The organism is Pseudomonas sp. AC136, assembly GCF_979258585.1.
Genome location: NZ_OZ409865.1, coordinates 74138 through 90565 on the forward strand (window position 1 = coordinate 74138; position 16428 = coordinate 90565).

Genomic DNA, 16428 nt, shown 5'->3' on the forward strand with positions numbered 1-16428 from the left:
AGATGAGATGAAATCTCATCTGTGGCGTTTCTGGCGGCATGTCTACCGACAACTTCTTCCCGTTGCACAGCGTGGAAAGCCTTTACGGCGAGCATCACGGCTGGCTGCAAAAATGGCTGCGCAGCCGTATCGGCAACTCCGCGGATGCGGCTGACCTGGCGCAAGACACTTTTGTGCGGCTGCTCAATGCCCGCACGGCGCCGAGCATTCGCGAACCCCGTCATTACCTCACCACCATTGCCCGTGGCTTGCTGGTGGATCTGTTTCGCCGGCGCGCCGTGGAAAATGCTTACCTCGACGCGCTGGCTGCACGCCCCGAGGCTTATGAAGAAAGCCTGGAAAACCGCCACCTGATTCTTGAGGCGCTGCTGGCCATTGACGCCATGCTCGACGGCCTCGGGCCACGCACGCGGCAGATTTTTCTCATGGCTCAGCTGGAAGAACTCAGCTACGTGGAGATCGGCCAGCGCCTTGGCGTGTCCGTCACCACGGTCAAAAACCATTTGAGCAAAGCGCTGCTGCAATGCCTGCTGCTGGTCGAAGATTGATGGCCAGCCCCGCCGCCCAAGCGCTAACCGCCCATTGCCTGGAAATGGCGGTGCACTGGTACGTGCAGCTCAACGACGGCGCGCCCGACGAGGCGCAGCGCCAGGCGTGGAAGCGCTGGCTGGCCGCCTCGCCCGATCACGCCCGCGCTTGGGCGCGGGTGGAGAAACTGCAACGGCAGTTGCGCGGCGTGCCAATGGAACTGGCCATGCCCGTGCTGACCCAGGCCGGCGTGGAGCGGCGTCTGGCGATGAAATCGCTGGTGCTGTTTGCCGCCGTTGGGGCGGTGGGGGCGGGCTACCAGTTTTCGCCAATGAGCGCCGATTACGCCTCGCGCACGGGCCAGCGCCGGCAGGTCATGCTTGCCGATGGCAGCCGTCTGGACCTGAACACTGACACGCAGGTCGACGTTCACTTCAGCGCCAGCGAACGCCTGATCACCCTGCGCCATGGCGAAATTCGCCTGCGCACGGCCGCCGACACGCAAACTGCCGCGCCCCGACCTTTGCTGGTGCAGAGCCGCCACGGTCGCGTGCGCGCGCTGGGCACCGATTTCAACGTCCGCCTGGGCGAACATTTCACCTCGGTGAGCGTGCTCGAACACACGGTCGAAGTGCGCAGCGAGCAGATGCCGCAGGCTGCGCAGCGGGTAAACGCCGGCGAGCAGCTGCAATTCAGCGCGAGCCAATTGGGCGCCGTACAACCGGCCGACCCCAATCGCAGCGCCTGGACCACCGGCATGCTGGTCGCCATCGACTGGCGTCTGGGCGATTTTATCGACGAGCTGGCGCGCTATCGCCCCGGGCACTTGAGCTGTGCGCCAGCCGTGGCGGATTTACGCGTGTCGGGCGCCTTCACTCTCGACGATACCGACGCCGTGCTCGCCAACCTGACGGCTTCGCTGCCGGTGCGGCTGCGCAGTTTTTCCCGCTATTGGGTGCGTATTGAGGCGTGATGTACCGCGCCGATGAAAATATTTCTTATCTGGGTTGCCGATTTCGAATCTCGTCCGGCTCAAGCAGTAGAGCGGTTTAACCGCCACTAAATCTGCCCACGGCACAAGGATCGAGATTGATGACTCAGCATTACCCCCTTCTGGCAAAAGGCGTTCGCCTGGCATTGTTCGGCTTCGCCCTCGGCGGCCCGCTGTTACTTGGCAGTGCGCAGCCCGCTTGGGCGCAAACCGATGCCAGCCGCACCCAGTACACCATCGGCGCTGGCCCGTTGGGCACCGTGCTCAGCCAGTTTGCGGCGGCCAGTGGGGTGATGCTGTCGTTCGCTTCCACGCAAACAGCCGGCCTCAGCTCGCCGGGTTTGCGGGGCGAATACTCGGTTCAGGAAGGGTTTGCCAAGCTACTCGCCGGCAGCCATCTGCAACTGCGCGAGGAGGGCGCCAGCCGCTATAGCCTGGTCACGGTGCAAGCCGGTTCGGCGCTGGAGTTGGGCGCCACCGACATCAACGGCCAAACCCTCGGCACTACCACCGAAGGCAGCGGCTCGTACACCACCGGCGCGTTGAGCATCGGCAAAAGCGAGCAGAAGCTCAAAGACATTCCCCAGTCTGTCAGCGTGCTCACCCGCCAACGCATGGACGACCAGAACATCACCAGCCTCACCGAAGCGCTGGTCAACACCACCGGCATGACCTCCACCAAGTCGCCAGGCCCGGGCATGTTCATGTTCTCGCGCGGCTTCGATATCGAAGCGCTGCAATACGACGGCGTGCCGACGCCCCGCAACATTTACTCGCTGGGCAGCTACCTGACCGAATCGATGGCCATCTACGACCGTCTGGAATTTCTGCGCGGCTCGGCGGGCCTGCTGCAAGGCGCCAACAGCCCGGGTGGCGCGGTCAATCTGGTGCGCAAGCGCGGGCAGGGCAAACCCACCGTCAGCATCACCGGCAAGGCCGGTTCGTGGGACCGCTACGGCCTGCAACTGGACGCCGGCGGCCCGCTGAACGAGGCCGGCACGGTGCGTGGTCGCACCGTGGTGGACTATTCCCAAGGCGACTCGTTCGTCGACTACAAATGGAACTGGGACCAGACGGTATACGGCGCGCTGGATGTCGACCTCAGCGACAGCACCACGGTAGGCGTTGGCTTCAATCACCATCAAGGGCATTACCGGCCGTTCTTTCTCGGACTGGTGCGTTATGCCGACGGCAGCGACATCGGCCTGCCGCGCTCGACTTTCACCGGCTCCACCTGGAACCGCGGCATGAATGACCAGACCTCGGTTTATCTGGACCTGGAGCATCGCTTTAACGACGACTGGAAATTCAAGAGCTCGGCGTTTGGCATGGTTGAGAGCAATGAGGCGGCTTATCAGTATCTGGTCGTTGCCGAGGGCAGCGGCTCTGGCTATTTCGACTATGCCACTGACTATCAAAGCAAGAACGTCGGCCTCGACATGTTCGTGGATGGCAAATTCGAGGGCCTGGGTTTTGAGCAATCTCTGGTAGTGGGCGGCAACTATTCGAAGTACACCAGCGAAGGGGCTTACGCCGCTTACCGAGATTGGACGGCAAGCATTCTGGATATCGACCACCACCGGCCGTACGAGGACATGGAAAACATCCTCACCAAACCGAATGCCAGCCTCAACCCCAGCGAATACGACGTTCGCCAGAAAGGCATCTACGGCACCTGGCGGGTAAAACTGCTGGAGCCGCTAACCCTGATTTTGGGCGGGCGCACCAGTTGGTATGACTACCAATACACCGCCTACCAGGAAAAACTCGGCCAGCGCCAGCCCGGCTGGGACGTGGATTCACAAATCAGCAGCACCGGGCGTTTCACCCCGTACAGCGGCCTGGTTTATGAACTCACGCCCGAGTGGTCGGCCTACGTCAGCTATGCCGAAGTATTTATTCCCCAACCAGAACCGACGCTCGACAACAAACCGCTCAAACCCATCGAAGGCCGCAACTACGAGACCGGCTTGAAAGGCGAGCTGGCTGACGGGCGGGTCAATGTACGAGACAACCACATGGGTAACAAAAGTGTTCAATCACATGGGTGACACTTTCAAGGATAGATACCCATCCTTCTGCTCCCTTTCGTCCAGCCTACCTATCACAACCGGGCCGAAATGAACGGCCCAAAGATCATCGCCAATTTGCTCCAGCCCAATTAGTTCGTGCCTTAAAAGATACCCCACATAAATGCGCATACCGTGGCGATTGATGATCCCGCTGCAGTCGGCCCGGTGCGGTTCGACATAGCCAGGATATGTCGGCTCCGGCAAGCGTTCCGGGTATGGCCGTGGCGAATTCTGGTAATGGGTTTTGGGCGTGCTCTGGTTTAGCGCTTCGTGCGGCCGCTGCTCATTGTAATTATGACGAAACAGGTCGAACTGCCTTTGCTGCTCCGCCATATGCGCAGAACAGGGGTGAGTGACGGCCCGTTTCAGCGTCCGATGCATACGTTCGTGGCGCCCATTCTGTTCGGGGCGGCCAGGTGCTATTCGTTCAGGAATGATGCCCAGCCGTAGCCACCAAATGGAGAGTTGGCTTAGACCTGTTTTGCCAGCGCTAGCGAAGGGGGTGCCGTTGTCTGTTCGCAGGCGCGAAGGTAATCCGTAGCAGCGAAACAAATCTTCGAAAGCCGACTTGGTCTCCTTTAGCCGTGTGCCGGACATGCCTTCGCAAGCCAGCAGAAAACGACTGGCGTGATCCATCACCGTCAACGGATAACACCACTTCCCGTCCTGAGTCAGGAACTGACCTTTGTAGTCGGCGCTCCAGAGTTCATTAGGTTCGTTGGTCGATTTAAGCGGCTTTGGATAGCTAGGTACCCGCTTACGAAGCCGGCGGGGCGTGACCAATCCCGCCTGTTTGAGGATGCTGTAGATCGTGGTCCGGGAAGGACTTTGCCCAGGATATCGCTGCTCCACGAGTGCCTGGATCTTCTTCGGCCCCAGTTCAACCGCAGATCGGCGCCTTAGATCAAGGATGTACTCGCGGATAACAAATGGCGTGCACACCTGTTCGCGACGCCGCCGACTTTGCTCAGCCAACCCCTCCATGCCGGCTAAGTTGTAGCGTTCCACCCACTTGTAGCCGGTCTTTCGACTGATGCCGAAGTGCTCGCACAACGCAGTGAAGCTGCTGACCTGCCTGAGGTAATCAGCAATGAACAACACTTTCTCGTCCATAGGTTTCAGTTCTCGCCACGGCATGAGGGCACCCTCCTGAGGGAGACCCCATTAGGTTAAAAACTGTTACCCATGTGGTTGAACTGATTTGTTACCTATGTGGGTGAGTCGTACCTCAATGTGTCCTTTGCGCTGTTTCGCTACGACCACCAAAACCGCGCCACGCAGCTCTCCAGCCTGGGCTATATCTGCAACGGCTCGCTGTGTTCGCGAGCGGCGGGCGAAGTGCGCAGCCAAGGCTTTGAAGCCGAGGTCAGTGGCGAGGTGTTAACCGATCTGGAACTCTCGGCCGGCTACACCTACAACACCACCAAATACCTGAAAGATCCGCAGAAAGAAGGCGAAATCTTCAGCACCTGGACGCCCAAGCACATGCTGCGCGTGTGGTCCAACTACAAGCTGCCGGGCGATTTCAACCGCGTCAGCCTTGGTGCCGGCGTCAACGCCAGCAGCCATACACCCAGCCAGGACGACAAATTCGACTTGCCCGGTCTGGCCGTATGGAGCGCGCGCGTGGCGTACCAGGCCAGCGATGAAATTGGCGTGGCGATGAACCTCAACAACGTGTTCGACAAGAAGTACTACATCCCCGCTTACAACGACGTTGATGGCGGCAACTACTACGGCGACCCGCGCAACGTCATGTTCACCGTCAAATACACCCCGCAGTTCTGACGCACCGGTGTACCCCGTAGGAGCCAGCTTGCTGGCGAACTCTGAAAAAGGAGGTTTTGCTGGAGATTGCGTAACGGCCATCGCGACTAAAGTCGCTCCCACAAATTCAGGCAGCGGCGACAGACCTGTAGGAGCGACTTCAGTCGCGATCCCTGAAAAAGGTGGTTTTGCGCGAGACTGCGTAACCGCCATCGCGACTAAAGTCGCTCCCACAAATTCAGGCAGCGGCGACAGACCTTTAGGAGCGACTTCAGTCGCGATCGCTGAAAAAGGTGGCCTAGCGTGGACCGCGTAACGGCCATCGCGACTAAAGTCACTCCCACAAATTCAGGCAGCGGCGACAGACCTGTAGGAGCGACTTCAGTCGCGATCCCTGAAAAAGGTGGCCTAGCGTGGACCGCGTAACGGCCATCGCGACTAAAGTCGCTCCCACAAATTCAGGCAGCGGCGACAGACCTGTAGGAGCGACTTCAGTCGCGATCCCTGAAAAAGGTGGTCTTGCGCGAGACTGCGTAACGGCCATCGCGACTGAAGTCGCTCCCACAGTTCCGGCGCGTGCCACGGAGTGTGTGGCGGGGCGGATTGCGGCTTCAGGCGTGCGCCCCTTTGAACCTCGCCGTGGCTCCCGGTAAGATGCGCACACTTTTTCACCTCGCTATTCAGGACACCTCGCCATGAGCATCAAATCGGATAAGTGGATTCGCCGCATGGCCCAAGAGCACGGCATGATCGAGCCCTTTGTGGAGCGTCAGGTGCGGGCCGAAGGCGCCAACGCGCTGATCTCTTACGGGGTGTCGAGCTACGGTTACGACGTGCGCTGCGCCGATGAATTCAAGGTGTTCACCAACATCAACTCGGCCACCGTCGATCCGAAGAACTTTGATGAAAAGAGCTTCGTCGACGTTAAAAGCGATGTCTGCATCATTCCGCCAAACTCTTTCGCGTTGGCGCGCACGGTTGAGTTCTTCCGCATTCCGCGCGACGTGCTGACCATCTGCCTGGGCAAAAGCACCTACGCACGCTGCGGCATCATCGTTAACGTCACGCCGCTGGAGCCGGAATGGGAAGGCCACGTAACGCTGGAGTTCTCCAACACCACCACCTTGCCGGCGAAGATTTACGCCAATGAAGGCGTGGCGCAGATGCTTTTCCTGCAATCGGATGAAGCGTGCGAAGTGTCGTACAAAGATCGCGGCGGTAAATACCAAGGCCAACTGGGCGTTACCTTGCCTAAAGCCTGATTCGTTTCAGCCAATAAAAAACCGGGCCCTGTGCCCGGTTTTTTATTGGGTCGAGATGTTCGTTTGCAGGACTCGAGGCTGAAGCCTCTCCACAGAGATTCTGGCCTTTGTGGGAGAGGCTTCAGCCTCGAGTCCTGGAAAAGATTATTTCAGATTCCCGCTCAAAAACTGCCGCAAGCGCTCGCTTTGCGGGTTATCCAGCACATCCTTCGGCGCGCCTTGTTCTTCGATTTTGCCTTGGTGCAAAAACACCACCTGGCTTGCCACCTGACGGGCGAAGCCCATTTCGTGGGTGACCAGAATCATGGTGCGGCCTTCCTCGGCCAGCGCCTGAATCACTTTCAGCACTTCGCCCACCAGCTCGGGGTCGAGGGCGGAGGTGGGTTCGTCGAAGAGCATGATTTCCGGTTCCATGGCCAAGGCCCGGGCAATCGCCACGCGCTGTTGCTGGCCGCCAGAAAGAAATGCCGGGTACTGGTTGGCAACGCGCTCCGGCAAACCGACTTTTTCCAGATAACGCCGCGCGCGGGTTTCCGCCTCTTCCTTGCTTACACCCAGCACTCGCCGTGGCGCCATGGTGATGTTTTCCAGCACCGTCATGTGGCTCCACAGGTTGAAGTGCTGAAACACCATGGCCAGGCGGCAGCGCAGGCGTTGCAGTTCGTCTTCATCAGCCACGCGCATGCCGCCACGGTCGGCGACCATGCGCACTTGTTGGCCGTCCAGGCTCATGGCGCCGTCGTTGGGTTGCTCAAGAAAGTTGATGCAGCGCAAAAACGTGCTCTTGCCCGAGCCGCTGGCGCCGATCAGGCAGATCACGTCGCCACTTGCGGCCTTCAGTGAAACGCCTTTGAGCACTTCATTGTCGCCATAGCTTTTATGCAGGCCATCAATGGTCAGTTTGTACATGGACGAAAAACCTCAAGGCGAAAGTAGGTAGCCGCTGCGGTAGGCCTGGCTGCCGGCCACGTGGGCGACGGCCATGCCGGCCGTGGCCATGCGGCGCATCGAACGGGCGTACAGCAGGCCCGCCGTGCTGCAATAAATGGGCGTGACGCTGTCGCTGATCGGGTCGATGACTTCGGCAATCTGATCGCCCGCCGCCATCACTTGCCCGGGCGTGGCGCAAAATACCAGCAAGCCGCCCACCGGCGTCGTCACCGGTTCCACGCCGGCCAGCGGCGTTGCCGGCTGGCGCAGGGCGGGCAGGGAAGGGGCTTCACCGGCCAGCACACCAACGTGGGTCAGGTAATTAAGAATGGCCTGGCAATCGGCCGCCGCCTGCGCGTGGGAAACGTCGAGCACGCCACGGTGTTCCACGGTCACGGCAATCGCGCCCTGGGCAATTGGGAAGCGCTCGCCGAAGCGCTGCTGCATCTGTAACCAGAACAGGCTGAAGCTTTCATCGAACGACTGGCCGCCGGAATCGCTGGCCAGCAGGCTGGCGTCGGCGCCGATGTAGCGCGACAGCGGTTCGACCCGCTCCCAGGCTTCGGGCGTGGTGTACAGATGCGCCACGGCTTCGAAGTCGCAGTGCAAGTCGAGCACCACATCGGCCTGACAGGCCAGACGCTGCAAGGTCAGGCGTTGCGACTGCAATTGCGTGGTCGGCGTGGCGTGGGTAAGCGCCTGATGCAGGCTGGCGCGGATCAGTTGCAGGTTGTGCGCGGAATCGTCGTTGAGCAGCGGCTCTACTTCGTCGCCCACGTGCTGGCTGACGTTGATAAAGGCGCGGTTAAAGTTCTCGCGCGTTTCCAGCTCGTAGCGGCCCAGCGGCATATCCATGACGACTTGCGCCTGGCCGATGGGATTGGCCACCGGCACCAACGTAACCTCGCCCAGTATCTGGCCCGCGTTTTCCAGCTCGCTCAGGCGCTGTTTCAGGTGCCAGGCCACTAACATGCCGGGTAACTCGTCGGCATGCAGCGAGGCCTGAATGTAGGCGCGCTTGGCCGCCGGATCGACCGAGGCCGAACCGAAATGAAAGCTGTGAATCTGCCGCGCGGTGCCGGGCACCGGGGCGAGAAGCTCGTGTTGTTGATGACGCATGGGCAACCCTTAATGCGCGGGACCGAGGAAGGCCAGCCAGCGTTTTTCCGCCAAGCGAAAAAGGCCTACCAGGGTGAAGGTGATGGCCAGGTAGATCAGCGCTGCGATGCCGAACGATTGGAAGGTCAGGAAGGTGGCCGAGTTGGCGTCCCGCGCGACTTTGAGAATGTCCGGCACGGTGGCGGTGAAGGCCACGGTGGTGGAGTGCAGCATCAGAATCACCTCGTTGCTGTAATACGGCAACGAACGGCGCAGCGCCGAGGGCATGATCACGTACGCATACAGCTTCCAGCCATTGAGGCCGTAGGCCTTGGCCGCTTCGACTTCGCCGTGGTTCATGCTGCGAATGGCGCCGGCGAAAATCTCGGTGGTGTAGGCGCAGGTGTTCAGCGAGAAGGCCAGAATGGTGCAGTTCATGGCGTCGCGGAAGAACGAGTCGAGCACCGGCACTTCGCGCACGGCGGCAATGCTGTAGATGCCCGTGTAGCAAATCAGCAGTTGGATATACAGCGGCGTGCCACGGAACAGGTAGGTGTAAAACTGCACCGGCCAACGCACCAGGCGCGAGGGCGAAACGCGGGCAATCGATAACGGAATCGAGACCAGAAAGCCGAAAAAAATCGACGCACTGAGCAGCCACATGGTCATGGCCAGCCCGGTGATGTTGACGCCATCGCTGTAGAGAAACGGTCTCCAGTATTCCTGCAGTAACTCGATCATCGCACCGCCTCCCGCGCGCCAGCCGCGTAGCGCCGTTCGAGGCGTCGCAAAACAAAGTTCGACGCGCTGGTGATCGCCAGGTAAATCAGCGCCGCCAGCACCAGAAAGTAGAACAACTGATAGGTGCTCTTGCCGGCGTCTTGCGCGGCTTTCACCACGTCGGCCAGGCCGATGATCGACACCAGCGCCGTGGCTTTGAGCATCACCATCCAGTTATTGCCAATGCCGGGCAGGGCGAAGCGCATCATTTGCGGAAACACCACATAGCGAAAGCGCTGACCACGTTTCAAGCCATAGGCCGTGGCGGCTTCAATCTGCCCACGGGGCACGGCCAGAATGGCGCCGCGAAAGGTTTCGGTGAAATACGCGCCGTAGATAAAGCCCAGGGTAATGACCCCGGCGGCGAAGGGATCGATCTCGATGTAATCCCATTCCATCGCGTCGGTGAACGACGACAGCCAGGTTTGCAGGCTGTAGAAAATCAGCAGCATCAACACCAAGTCGGGCACGCCGCGAATCAGGGTGGTGTACAGCTGCGCCGGAATGCGCAGGGCGCGCAGGCTCGACAGTTTGGCGCTGGCGCCGAGCAGGCCGAGCACAACGGCCACCAGCAGCGACAGAACCGATAATTTGATGGTCATCCAGGTGCCAAGCAGCAGCAGCGGGCCGAAGCCTTTCAAGCTGAAGGCCGACAGCCCGAGAAATTGCAGCAGGTTTTCGAACATGAGGAACGCTCATCGCTAAACAAAACGCCCACCCGTATGACGGGGTGGGCGGTTACTGGGCCGTTATTGCGACGGCCCGGTCGGCTTATTTATTGCCGAGGTACAGATTCAGCTCACCGAAGTGCTTCTTCTGGATTTCGGCGTATTTGCCGTCGTCGTGCAGGGCTTTGATGCCTTTGTTCAGCAGGGCTTTGAGCTCGTCATTGCCCTTGGAGATGCCGATAGCGGTTTTGGCCGGCAGCAGTTCGCTGTCGATGGCCTCGCTCACTTCGTAATCAGCGCCTTGTGGCGACTTCAGGAAGCCCAACTCGGCTTGCAGCATGTCCTGGATGGACGCATCCAGACGGCCGCTGGTGAGGTCGGCGTAAACCTGATCCTGGTTCTGGTAGGCCTGGGTTTTCACACCGGCTTTATCCAGCACGGCCTTGGCATAGGCTTCCTGAATGGTGCCTTGCTCGTAGCCCACGGTTTTGCCTTTCAGCGACGCCGGGTCAGCGGTCAGGCCAGCGCCTTTCTTGAATACCAGCGAGGTAGGACCGGAGAACAGTTCGTCCGAGAAATCGATAACTTTTTCGCGGGCCGGGGTGACGGTCATGGAGGAAATCACGCCGTCGAACTTGCGTGCTTTCAAACCAGGGATCATGCCGTCGAAATCGCTTTCAACCCATTTGCACTTCACTTTCAGTTCGGCGCAGATGGCGTTGCCCAAGTCGATGTCGAAGCCAACCAGGCTGCCGTCAGCGGCTTTGGATTCGAAGGGAGCGTAGGAAGGATCGACACCGAAGCGGATTTCTTTGAATTCTTTGGCTTGCAGCGCACCGGCGCCAATGCAAAGGGCCAGGGCAGAAAGAGTCAGCCATGCTTTCTTCATTGCTTGTGTCCTTAGTGTGTAGATCACGTGAGATAACGCGGAAGTACGACGGGAACTAGTCCCGAACGAGTGTATGCCAGCAATTTTCGAACCACTGTACCGCTTTCGACATATTGGATCAGAAAGCCGCCGCGCCTGGCTATCCACCTGCCCCGTAAAACCTTGGCAACTAACGATAATTTTTCATCGCACCGAAACGGTGCGCCAACACGGGGCATTCGGTAACAGCCTGGTGCGTGGCGGTAGCGAATGCCGTATGACGGTGGGGGTTTCCAACTTTCGGCGGGTGCATTTACACAGAACCAAACCCCAAGGGTGGCCTCTACACCTCATCAGGCCCGACGCCTCTGCCTCCTGTGGCGTGGACCGTGGACCCACCGCTGCGAGGACCGTTAAGATTTGCCCCTCTCTTTCTTCACTCAACAGCTCCGCGGAACCTGCATGCCCCAGTTAAAGCGCAAGCCAGACCCTTTAATGAGCGACGACCGCTACCGGATGCTCCTCGATGCGGTCACGGACTACGCCATTTATATGCTCGACGCCAACGGTCTGGTCAGCAGCTGGAACGCTGGCGCCAAGCGCTTCAAAGGCTACGAAGAAAGCGAAATTCTCGGTCAGCACTTTTCCCGCTTCTACACCGAAGAAGACCGCGCCCGCGGCATGCCCGAGCGCGCGCTGTCTACCGCCGAAGGGGAAGGGCGGTTCGAGGGCGAAGGCTGGCGGCAACGCAAGGATGGCGAGCGCTTCTGGTGCCATGTGGTCATCGACCCCATCCGCGACACCCACGGCACCCTGATCGGCTACGCCAAAGTCACCCGCGACCTGACCGAGCGCAAACTCGCCGAAGAATCGCTGAAGCAGAGCGAGCAACAGTTCCGCTTGCTGGTGGAAGGCGTTACCGATTACGCCTTGTACATGCTCGACCCCACGGGCGTGATCACCAACTGGAACACCGGCGCGCAGCGCATCAAGGGCTACACGCCGCAGGAAATCATCGGCAAGCACTACTCGCTGTTTTTCAGCGCCGAAGACGCCGCCAATGGCGAGCCGCAACGGGGCCTGAGCCGCGCCGTGAGCGAGGGGCGTTTTGAAAGTCAGGGCTGGCGCATCCGTAAAGACGGCACGCGCTTCTGGGCCAGCGTGGTGGTCGATCCCATCCGCAACGACCTCGGCATGCTTATCGGCTTCGCCAAAATCACCCGCGACATTACTGAAAGCATGGAAGCCCAGCGCGCGCTGGAGAAAGCGCGCGAATCGCTATTCCAGGCGCAGAAAATGGAATCGCTGGGCCGCCTTACGGGCGGCATCGCCCACGACTTCAACAACCTGCTGATGGTGGTGTTGGGCAGTCTGGAAGTGGTACGCCGGCGCGTGCCCAACGACCCGAAAGTGCTCAACTTGCTCGACAACGCCATCCAGGGTGCGCAACGCGGCGCCACGCTGACCCAACGCATGCTGGCCTTTGCCCGCAGCCAGAAATTGGTGGTTGAAGCGCTTGATGCACCGGCGCTGGTGCGCGGTATGTCCGACATGCTGCAACGTGCGCTGGGGCCGCAAACCCGCATTGAAGTGCGCTTTCCGCTGCGTTTGAGCCCGCTATTGGCAGACAGCAATCAGCTGGAAATGGCCTTGCTCAACCTCGCCGTAAACGCGCGCGACGCCATGGCCAGCGGCGGGCAGATCGTGATTGCTGCGCGTGAAGAAGAACTTGCCGCCGACGAAGGTGAACTCAAGGCCGGACGGTACGTATGCCTGTCCGTCACTGACAGCGGCGAGGGCATGGACAGCGAAACGCTGGAACGCGCCCGCGAACCCTTCTTCACCACCAAGGGCGTCGGCAAAGGCACTGGCCTGGGGCTGTCGATGGTGCACGGTTTTGCCCAGCAATCGGGTGGGCGACTGCTGCTGAGCAGTGTGCTGGGGCAGGGCACTACCGCAGAAATGTGGTTGCCGGTCGCCGACGGTGAGGTGGCGGACCTGAGCGCGCAAACCGCGCTGGCGCCGATCGCTTCCGTGCTGCAACCATTGAACGTGCTAGTGGTAGACGATGATCCGCTGGTACTGCTGAGCACGGCGGCCACGCTCGACGACCTGGGCTGCACCGCCGTACAAGCTTCGTCCGCCGACCAGGCGTTGCACCTGCTGGCCAACGGCGCGCGCATTGACGTGGTGGTGACAGATCTGGCCATGCCCGGGATGACCGGAGCCGAGCTGGCTCAACACATCAAACAACGCTGGCCCACCTTGCCTGTGCTGCTCGCCAGCGGTTACGCCGACAAACTCAGCGAATCCGATGCAGCGTTGCCCCACATAGGCAAGCCGTTTAGCCAGGCGGAATTGGTGCAGGCGCTGGTCGAGCTTTGTCCCTAGAGGATTAATCCCCCCGCTAAAGGGCGCGCTGGCAGGTGTTGCGCTAGCGGCTTGGAAAAAGGGTTGGTTGCAAAGCTTCGGAACGGGACTAGGCCAGTAACCGAAAGCTCCCGTGGCGTCGCGTGCGCCTGACTAGGAAGACTGCCGGCAATCAAAATTGCCGGAGTCTGAGTCATGAAACAAACAGGAAAAGTCCTAGGCCCTTTAGGCCGAAAGGGGCGAGCGCAGGGGCGCCAGCTGTTGCTGGTGGGCATGATTAACCTGACGCTTATGCAACCGTATGCCGTCGCGGCGCCCACCGTAATCACCGGGCAAACCATCGATACCAGCGCTAGCCAAGCAACGGGGGTCTCGGTGAATGCCGGCGACGTGGTGCACGTCACCCACTCAAGCGTCACAACGCGTGGCTACGCTTCTGCGGCCCTCAGGTCAGAAGGCACGCTGACTGGCAATAGCCTCACCTTGGGCACTACCGGTTCCAGCGCCTCAGCGGTAGAAGCCAGCAACGACGGGCGCATCGACCTCGTACAAGCGCAGATCAGCACGGAAGGCTCAGGCGCTATCGGCGTGTCGGCGACAGACCGCGCACGCATCTCGCTGAACAACGGCAGCGTTTCTACCAGCAAAACCATGGGCTACGGCGTGTTTAGCGATACGTCCTCCCGGGTGGAGCTGGAAAACGTATCGGTCTCTACGGCCGGTGGGTCGGCCATTGGTATGGGCGTTTTCGACAACGCAGGGGTGGCGCTGACCCATAGCGCAGTCGAAACCTCAGGTATCGAAGCCCATGCCCTGATGCTCATGGGCATGAGTGCTGCGATGCCGGCAACCGCCAACATCGTCGATAGCCGCGTAACCACACGTGGGGATTTTTCGATCGGCATCAATGTTAATTCCGACGCCACGGTTCAAGTCAGCGGCAGCCAGATCAACACCTTGGGTGAAGACGCCCACGGTGTGTGGTTAGCCAGCGTAGATGCCACGGCCGATCTCGATGACGTGAGCATTCGCACCGAGGGCAATGGCGCGGTCGGAGTCTCCAGCCAAGACGGCACGGCGATCTTGCGCAACGTAACCATCACGACCTTGGGCGAGCAAGCCCATGGGCTATATAGCCAAGGCGATACCGCGAGAATCGATGCCACCGGTATCTCTATATCCCTTGATGACGCCGGCGTTGGAGCGTTTGCCGTATCGGGCGGCATGGTCACGCTCAACACGGGCACGGTTAATACCCGCAATGGCGGAGTCGGCTTGATGGCGGCGATAGATTCGCGCATTGCCGCCACCGACATGGAGGTGACAGCCCAGGGTGATGGCGCGGCCGCCGCCCTTATGAACCAAGGCGCCACGCTAACGCTGGAAAATGTTCGGGCAAGTGCAGCCGGCGTGGACAGCATTGCACTGGGCTCCGTGGGCACCGCCGATGACCAGTTGAACCAAGCGACGGTCGAGGGCGGCAGCCTGACCGCAGGGCAGGGTTCGGCCATCGCCGTAATTGGCGGCAAACTCGACGTGACACTGAGCAACACCACCGTCAGCGGGCAGCGACTGCTCGACATCAATGAGAACCTGGTCAACGGCGCCAGCGTCGCTCATGGCGCCGTGCGGGTATTGGCGCAGAACAGCGTGCTGACAGGCGACGTCCAGGTGGCTGGCGCCAGCACCGGAGATTCCGAGCTGAATCTCGACAACTCGACGCTGACGGGCGCTGTCCAGCACCTTGATCGCCTCGATGTGCTGGACACCAGTCGCTGGAACGTCACCGGCGATTCCATGCTCGTCGACTTGCACAACAGCGGCACCGTGGCCTTCCAGCCCGGCACAACCTTCAAAACGCTGACCGTCGAGGGTGATCTCACCGGCGCTGGAATCTTCGCCCTCAACACCGACTTGGCCACCGAACGCGGTGATCTGCTCAAGGTGCTCGGCGCCGTGCAGGACAACCAGACGTTAATCATCGCCGACTCCGGGCGTGAGCCGGGCGCTGCCAACGGCGAACTGCTGGTGGTCGATGGCAACGGCGGCGCGGGGCAGTTTGCCCTGGCAGGTCGGCCTTATGTGGATGCAGGCGCGTTCCGCTACACCCTGGAACAGGAAGGCGACGACTGGCTGCTGCGCAACACCTCGATTAACGCCGTCGACAGTATCTCCGACGGCAGCAATGTGGCGTTGGGCAATCAGGTGGCGGCTGCCGTGCTCTGGGGCGCGGAAATGAATGCGCTGGTCAAACGCCTGGGAGAGTTGCGCATGGGCGATGACCGAGGTGGCGTGTGGACGCGAGGCATTGGCAAGACCTTCAACGTCGCCAATGGACACAGCCGCGCATTCACCCAGCAAGTGCGTGGCCTGGAAGTGGGAGCGGACCAGGCCATCGACATGCCAGAGGCCAAGCTGTACCTCGGCGCCATGGTCGGCGCGGCAACGTCATCGCAGCATTTCGGCGCAGGCGCCAACGGCGAGATCAACAGCCGCCTGCTGGGCGTGTACGCAACGTGGATGGATGCGCGCGGCTACTACCTCGACAGCGTGGCGAAGTACAACTGGATGGAGAGCGAGGTTAAAACCCAGGCCAACACGGGAAGCCGCATTAAGGGCAGCTATCGCGCCAGCGGGTACGCCGCCGATATCGAATTCGGGCGGCAGATTAGCTTGCAACACAACTGGTTCATCGAGCCGCAAGTCGAGCTGACCTATACCCACATAGGCGCCGAGCGCTACACCGCGAGTAACGGACTGAAAGTGGCGCCTGGCGACGCCAGCTCGTTACAAGGCCGGGTCGGCGCGTTGCTTGGCAGAACGCTCACGCAGCCCAATGGCTTGGCGTTTCAGCCCTACGTGAAAGCCTCGTATGTGCACGAGTTCGCCGGTGAAAGTTCGGTTGAAGTTAACGGCTACACCTTGGACAACAAGGTGGCTGATGCTCGCGTCGAAGTCGGCTTTGGCGGGGTGCTGCAGGTGAGTCAGGCAACCAAGATTTCTCTGGATGTCGAACATGCGCAAGGCCGTCAAGTAGACCAACCCTGGGCAGTCAATCTGGGTGCGCGGTATCGGTTTTAACGCCAGGGTAGGG

General features: G+C 60.5%; 12 protein-coding genes and 1 pseudogene. 7 read left to right on the forward strand and 6 right to left on the reverse strand.

The genetic code is table 11. The annotated features are described in order from the left end of the window. The first annotated feature begins 38 nt into the window (after positions 1 to 38). From ACZZZU_RS00365 to ACZZZU_RS00375, 3 genes are all read left to right on the forward strand, one after another. A complete protein-coding gene (locus ACZZZU_RS00365; RefSeq protein ID WP_122495253.1) occupies positions 39 to 548 on the forward strand; it encodes a sigma-70 family RNA polymerase sigma factor in 510 nt (169 codons plus the stop codon). After that, the gene (locus ACZZZU_RS00370; RefSeq protein WP_463549365.1) at positions 548 to 1501 is read left to right on the forward strand and encodes a FecR domain-containing protein; all 954 of its coding nucleotides are present in this window, start codon (positions 548 to 550) and stop codon (positions 1499 to 1501) included. The genes ACZZZU_RS00365 and ACZZZU_RS00370 overlap by 1 nt, the downstream gene beginning before the upstream one ends. Positions 1502 to 1620: 119 nt before the next feature. Further along, positions 1621 to 3570 carry a TonB-dependent siderophore receptor gene (locus ACZZZU_RS00375; RefSeq protein WP_463549366.1) on the forward strand — a complete coding sequence of 650 codons (1950 nt, stop codon included), beginning with the start codon at positions 1621 to 1623 and terminating at the stop codon, positions 3568 to 3570. Here ACZZZU_RS00375 and ACZZZU_RS00380 read toward each other — a convergent pair. Further along, positions 3559 to 4728, reverse strand: coding sequence for an integrase core domain-containing protein (locus ACZZZU_RS00380; protein ID WP_463549367.1), 1170 nt, complete (start codon positions 4726 to 4728; stop codon positions 3559 to 3561). The genes ACZZZU_RS00375 and ACZZZU_RS00380 overlap by 12 nt on opposite strands. A gap of 78 nt (positions 4729 to 4806) precedes the next feature. Here ACZZZU_RS00380 and ACZZZU_RS00385 point away from each other — a divergent pair. Next, positions 4807 to 5379, forward strand: a pseudogene (locus ACZZZU_RS00385) (TonB-dependent siderophore receptor); the annotation flags it as partial. A 674-nt stretch (positions 5380 to 6053) separates the two neighbouring features. Then, the gene (gene dcd, locus ACZZZU_RS00390; RefSeq protein WP_108097498.1) at positions 6054 to 6620 is read left to right on the forward strand and encodes a dCTP deaminase; all 567 of its coding nucleotides are present in this window, start codon (positions 6054 to 6056) and stop codon (positions 6618 to 6620) included. 144 nt (positions 6621 to 6764) lie between these two features. Here the strand turns inward: dcd and ACZZZU_RS00395 are convergent, their stop codons facing one another. The 5 genes from ACZZZU_RS00395 to ACZZZU_RS00415 form a co-directional block, all read right to left on the reverse strand. Continuing rightward, complete coding sequence (locus ACZZZU_RS00395) at positions 6765 to 7529, reverse strand: ATP-binding cassette domain-containing protein (RefSeq protein ID WP_122495260.1); 765 nt, start codon at positions 7527 to 7529, stop codon at positions 6765 to 6767. A gap of 12 nt (positions 7530 to 7541) precedes the next feature. Further along, on the reverse strand, positions 7542 to 8669 hold the full coding sequence (locus tag ACZZZU_RS00400; protein ID WP_463549368.1) for a succinylglutamate desuccinylase/aspartoacylase family protein: 1128 nt from the start codon (positions 8667 to 8669) through the stop codon (positions 7542 to 7544). A 9-nt stretch (positions 8670 to 8678) separates the two neighbouring features. After that, positions 8679 to 9389, reverse strand: coding sequence for an ABC transporter permease (locus tag ACZZZU_RS00405; RefSeq protein ID WP_122495264.1), 711 nt, complete (start codon positions 9387 to 9389; stop codon positions 8679 to 8681). Then, positions 9386 to 10114, reverse strand: coding sequence for an ABC transporter permease (locus ACZZZU_RS00410; protein WP_122495266.1), 729 nt, complete (start codon positions 10112 to 10114; stop codon positions 9386 to 9388). The genes ACZZZU_RS00405 and ACZZZU_RS00410 overlap by 4 nt, the downstream gene beginning before the upstream one ends. A gap of 85 nt (positions 10115 to 10199) precedes the next feature. Continuing rightward, positions 10200 to 10985 carry a transporter substrate-binding domain-containing protein gene (locus tag ACZZZU_RS00415; RefSeq protein ID WP_122495268.1) on the reverse strand — a complete coding sequence of 262 codons (786 nt, stop codon included), beginning with the start codon at positions 10983 to 10985 and terminating at the stop codon, positions 10200 to 10202. 441 nt (positions 10986 to 11426) lie between these two features. Here ACZZZU_RS00415 and ACZZZU_RS00420 point away from each other — a divergent pair, with 441 nt between their 5' ends. After that, a complete protein-coding gene (locus ACZZZU_RS00420) occupies positions 11427 to 13355 on the forward strand; it encodes a hybrid sensor histidine kinase/response regulator (protein WP_463549369.1) in 1929 nt (642 codons plus the stop codon). Positions 13356 to 13607: 252 nt separating this feature from the next. After that, on the forward strand, positions 13608 to 16415 hold the full coding sequence (locus ACZZZU_RS00425; protein WP_463552082.1) for an autotransporter outer membrane beta-barrel domain-containing protein: 2808 nt from the start codon (positions 13608 to 13610) through the stop codon (positions 16413 to 16415). Positions 16416 to 16428: the final 13 nt, after the last annotated feature.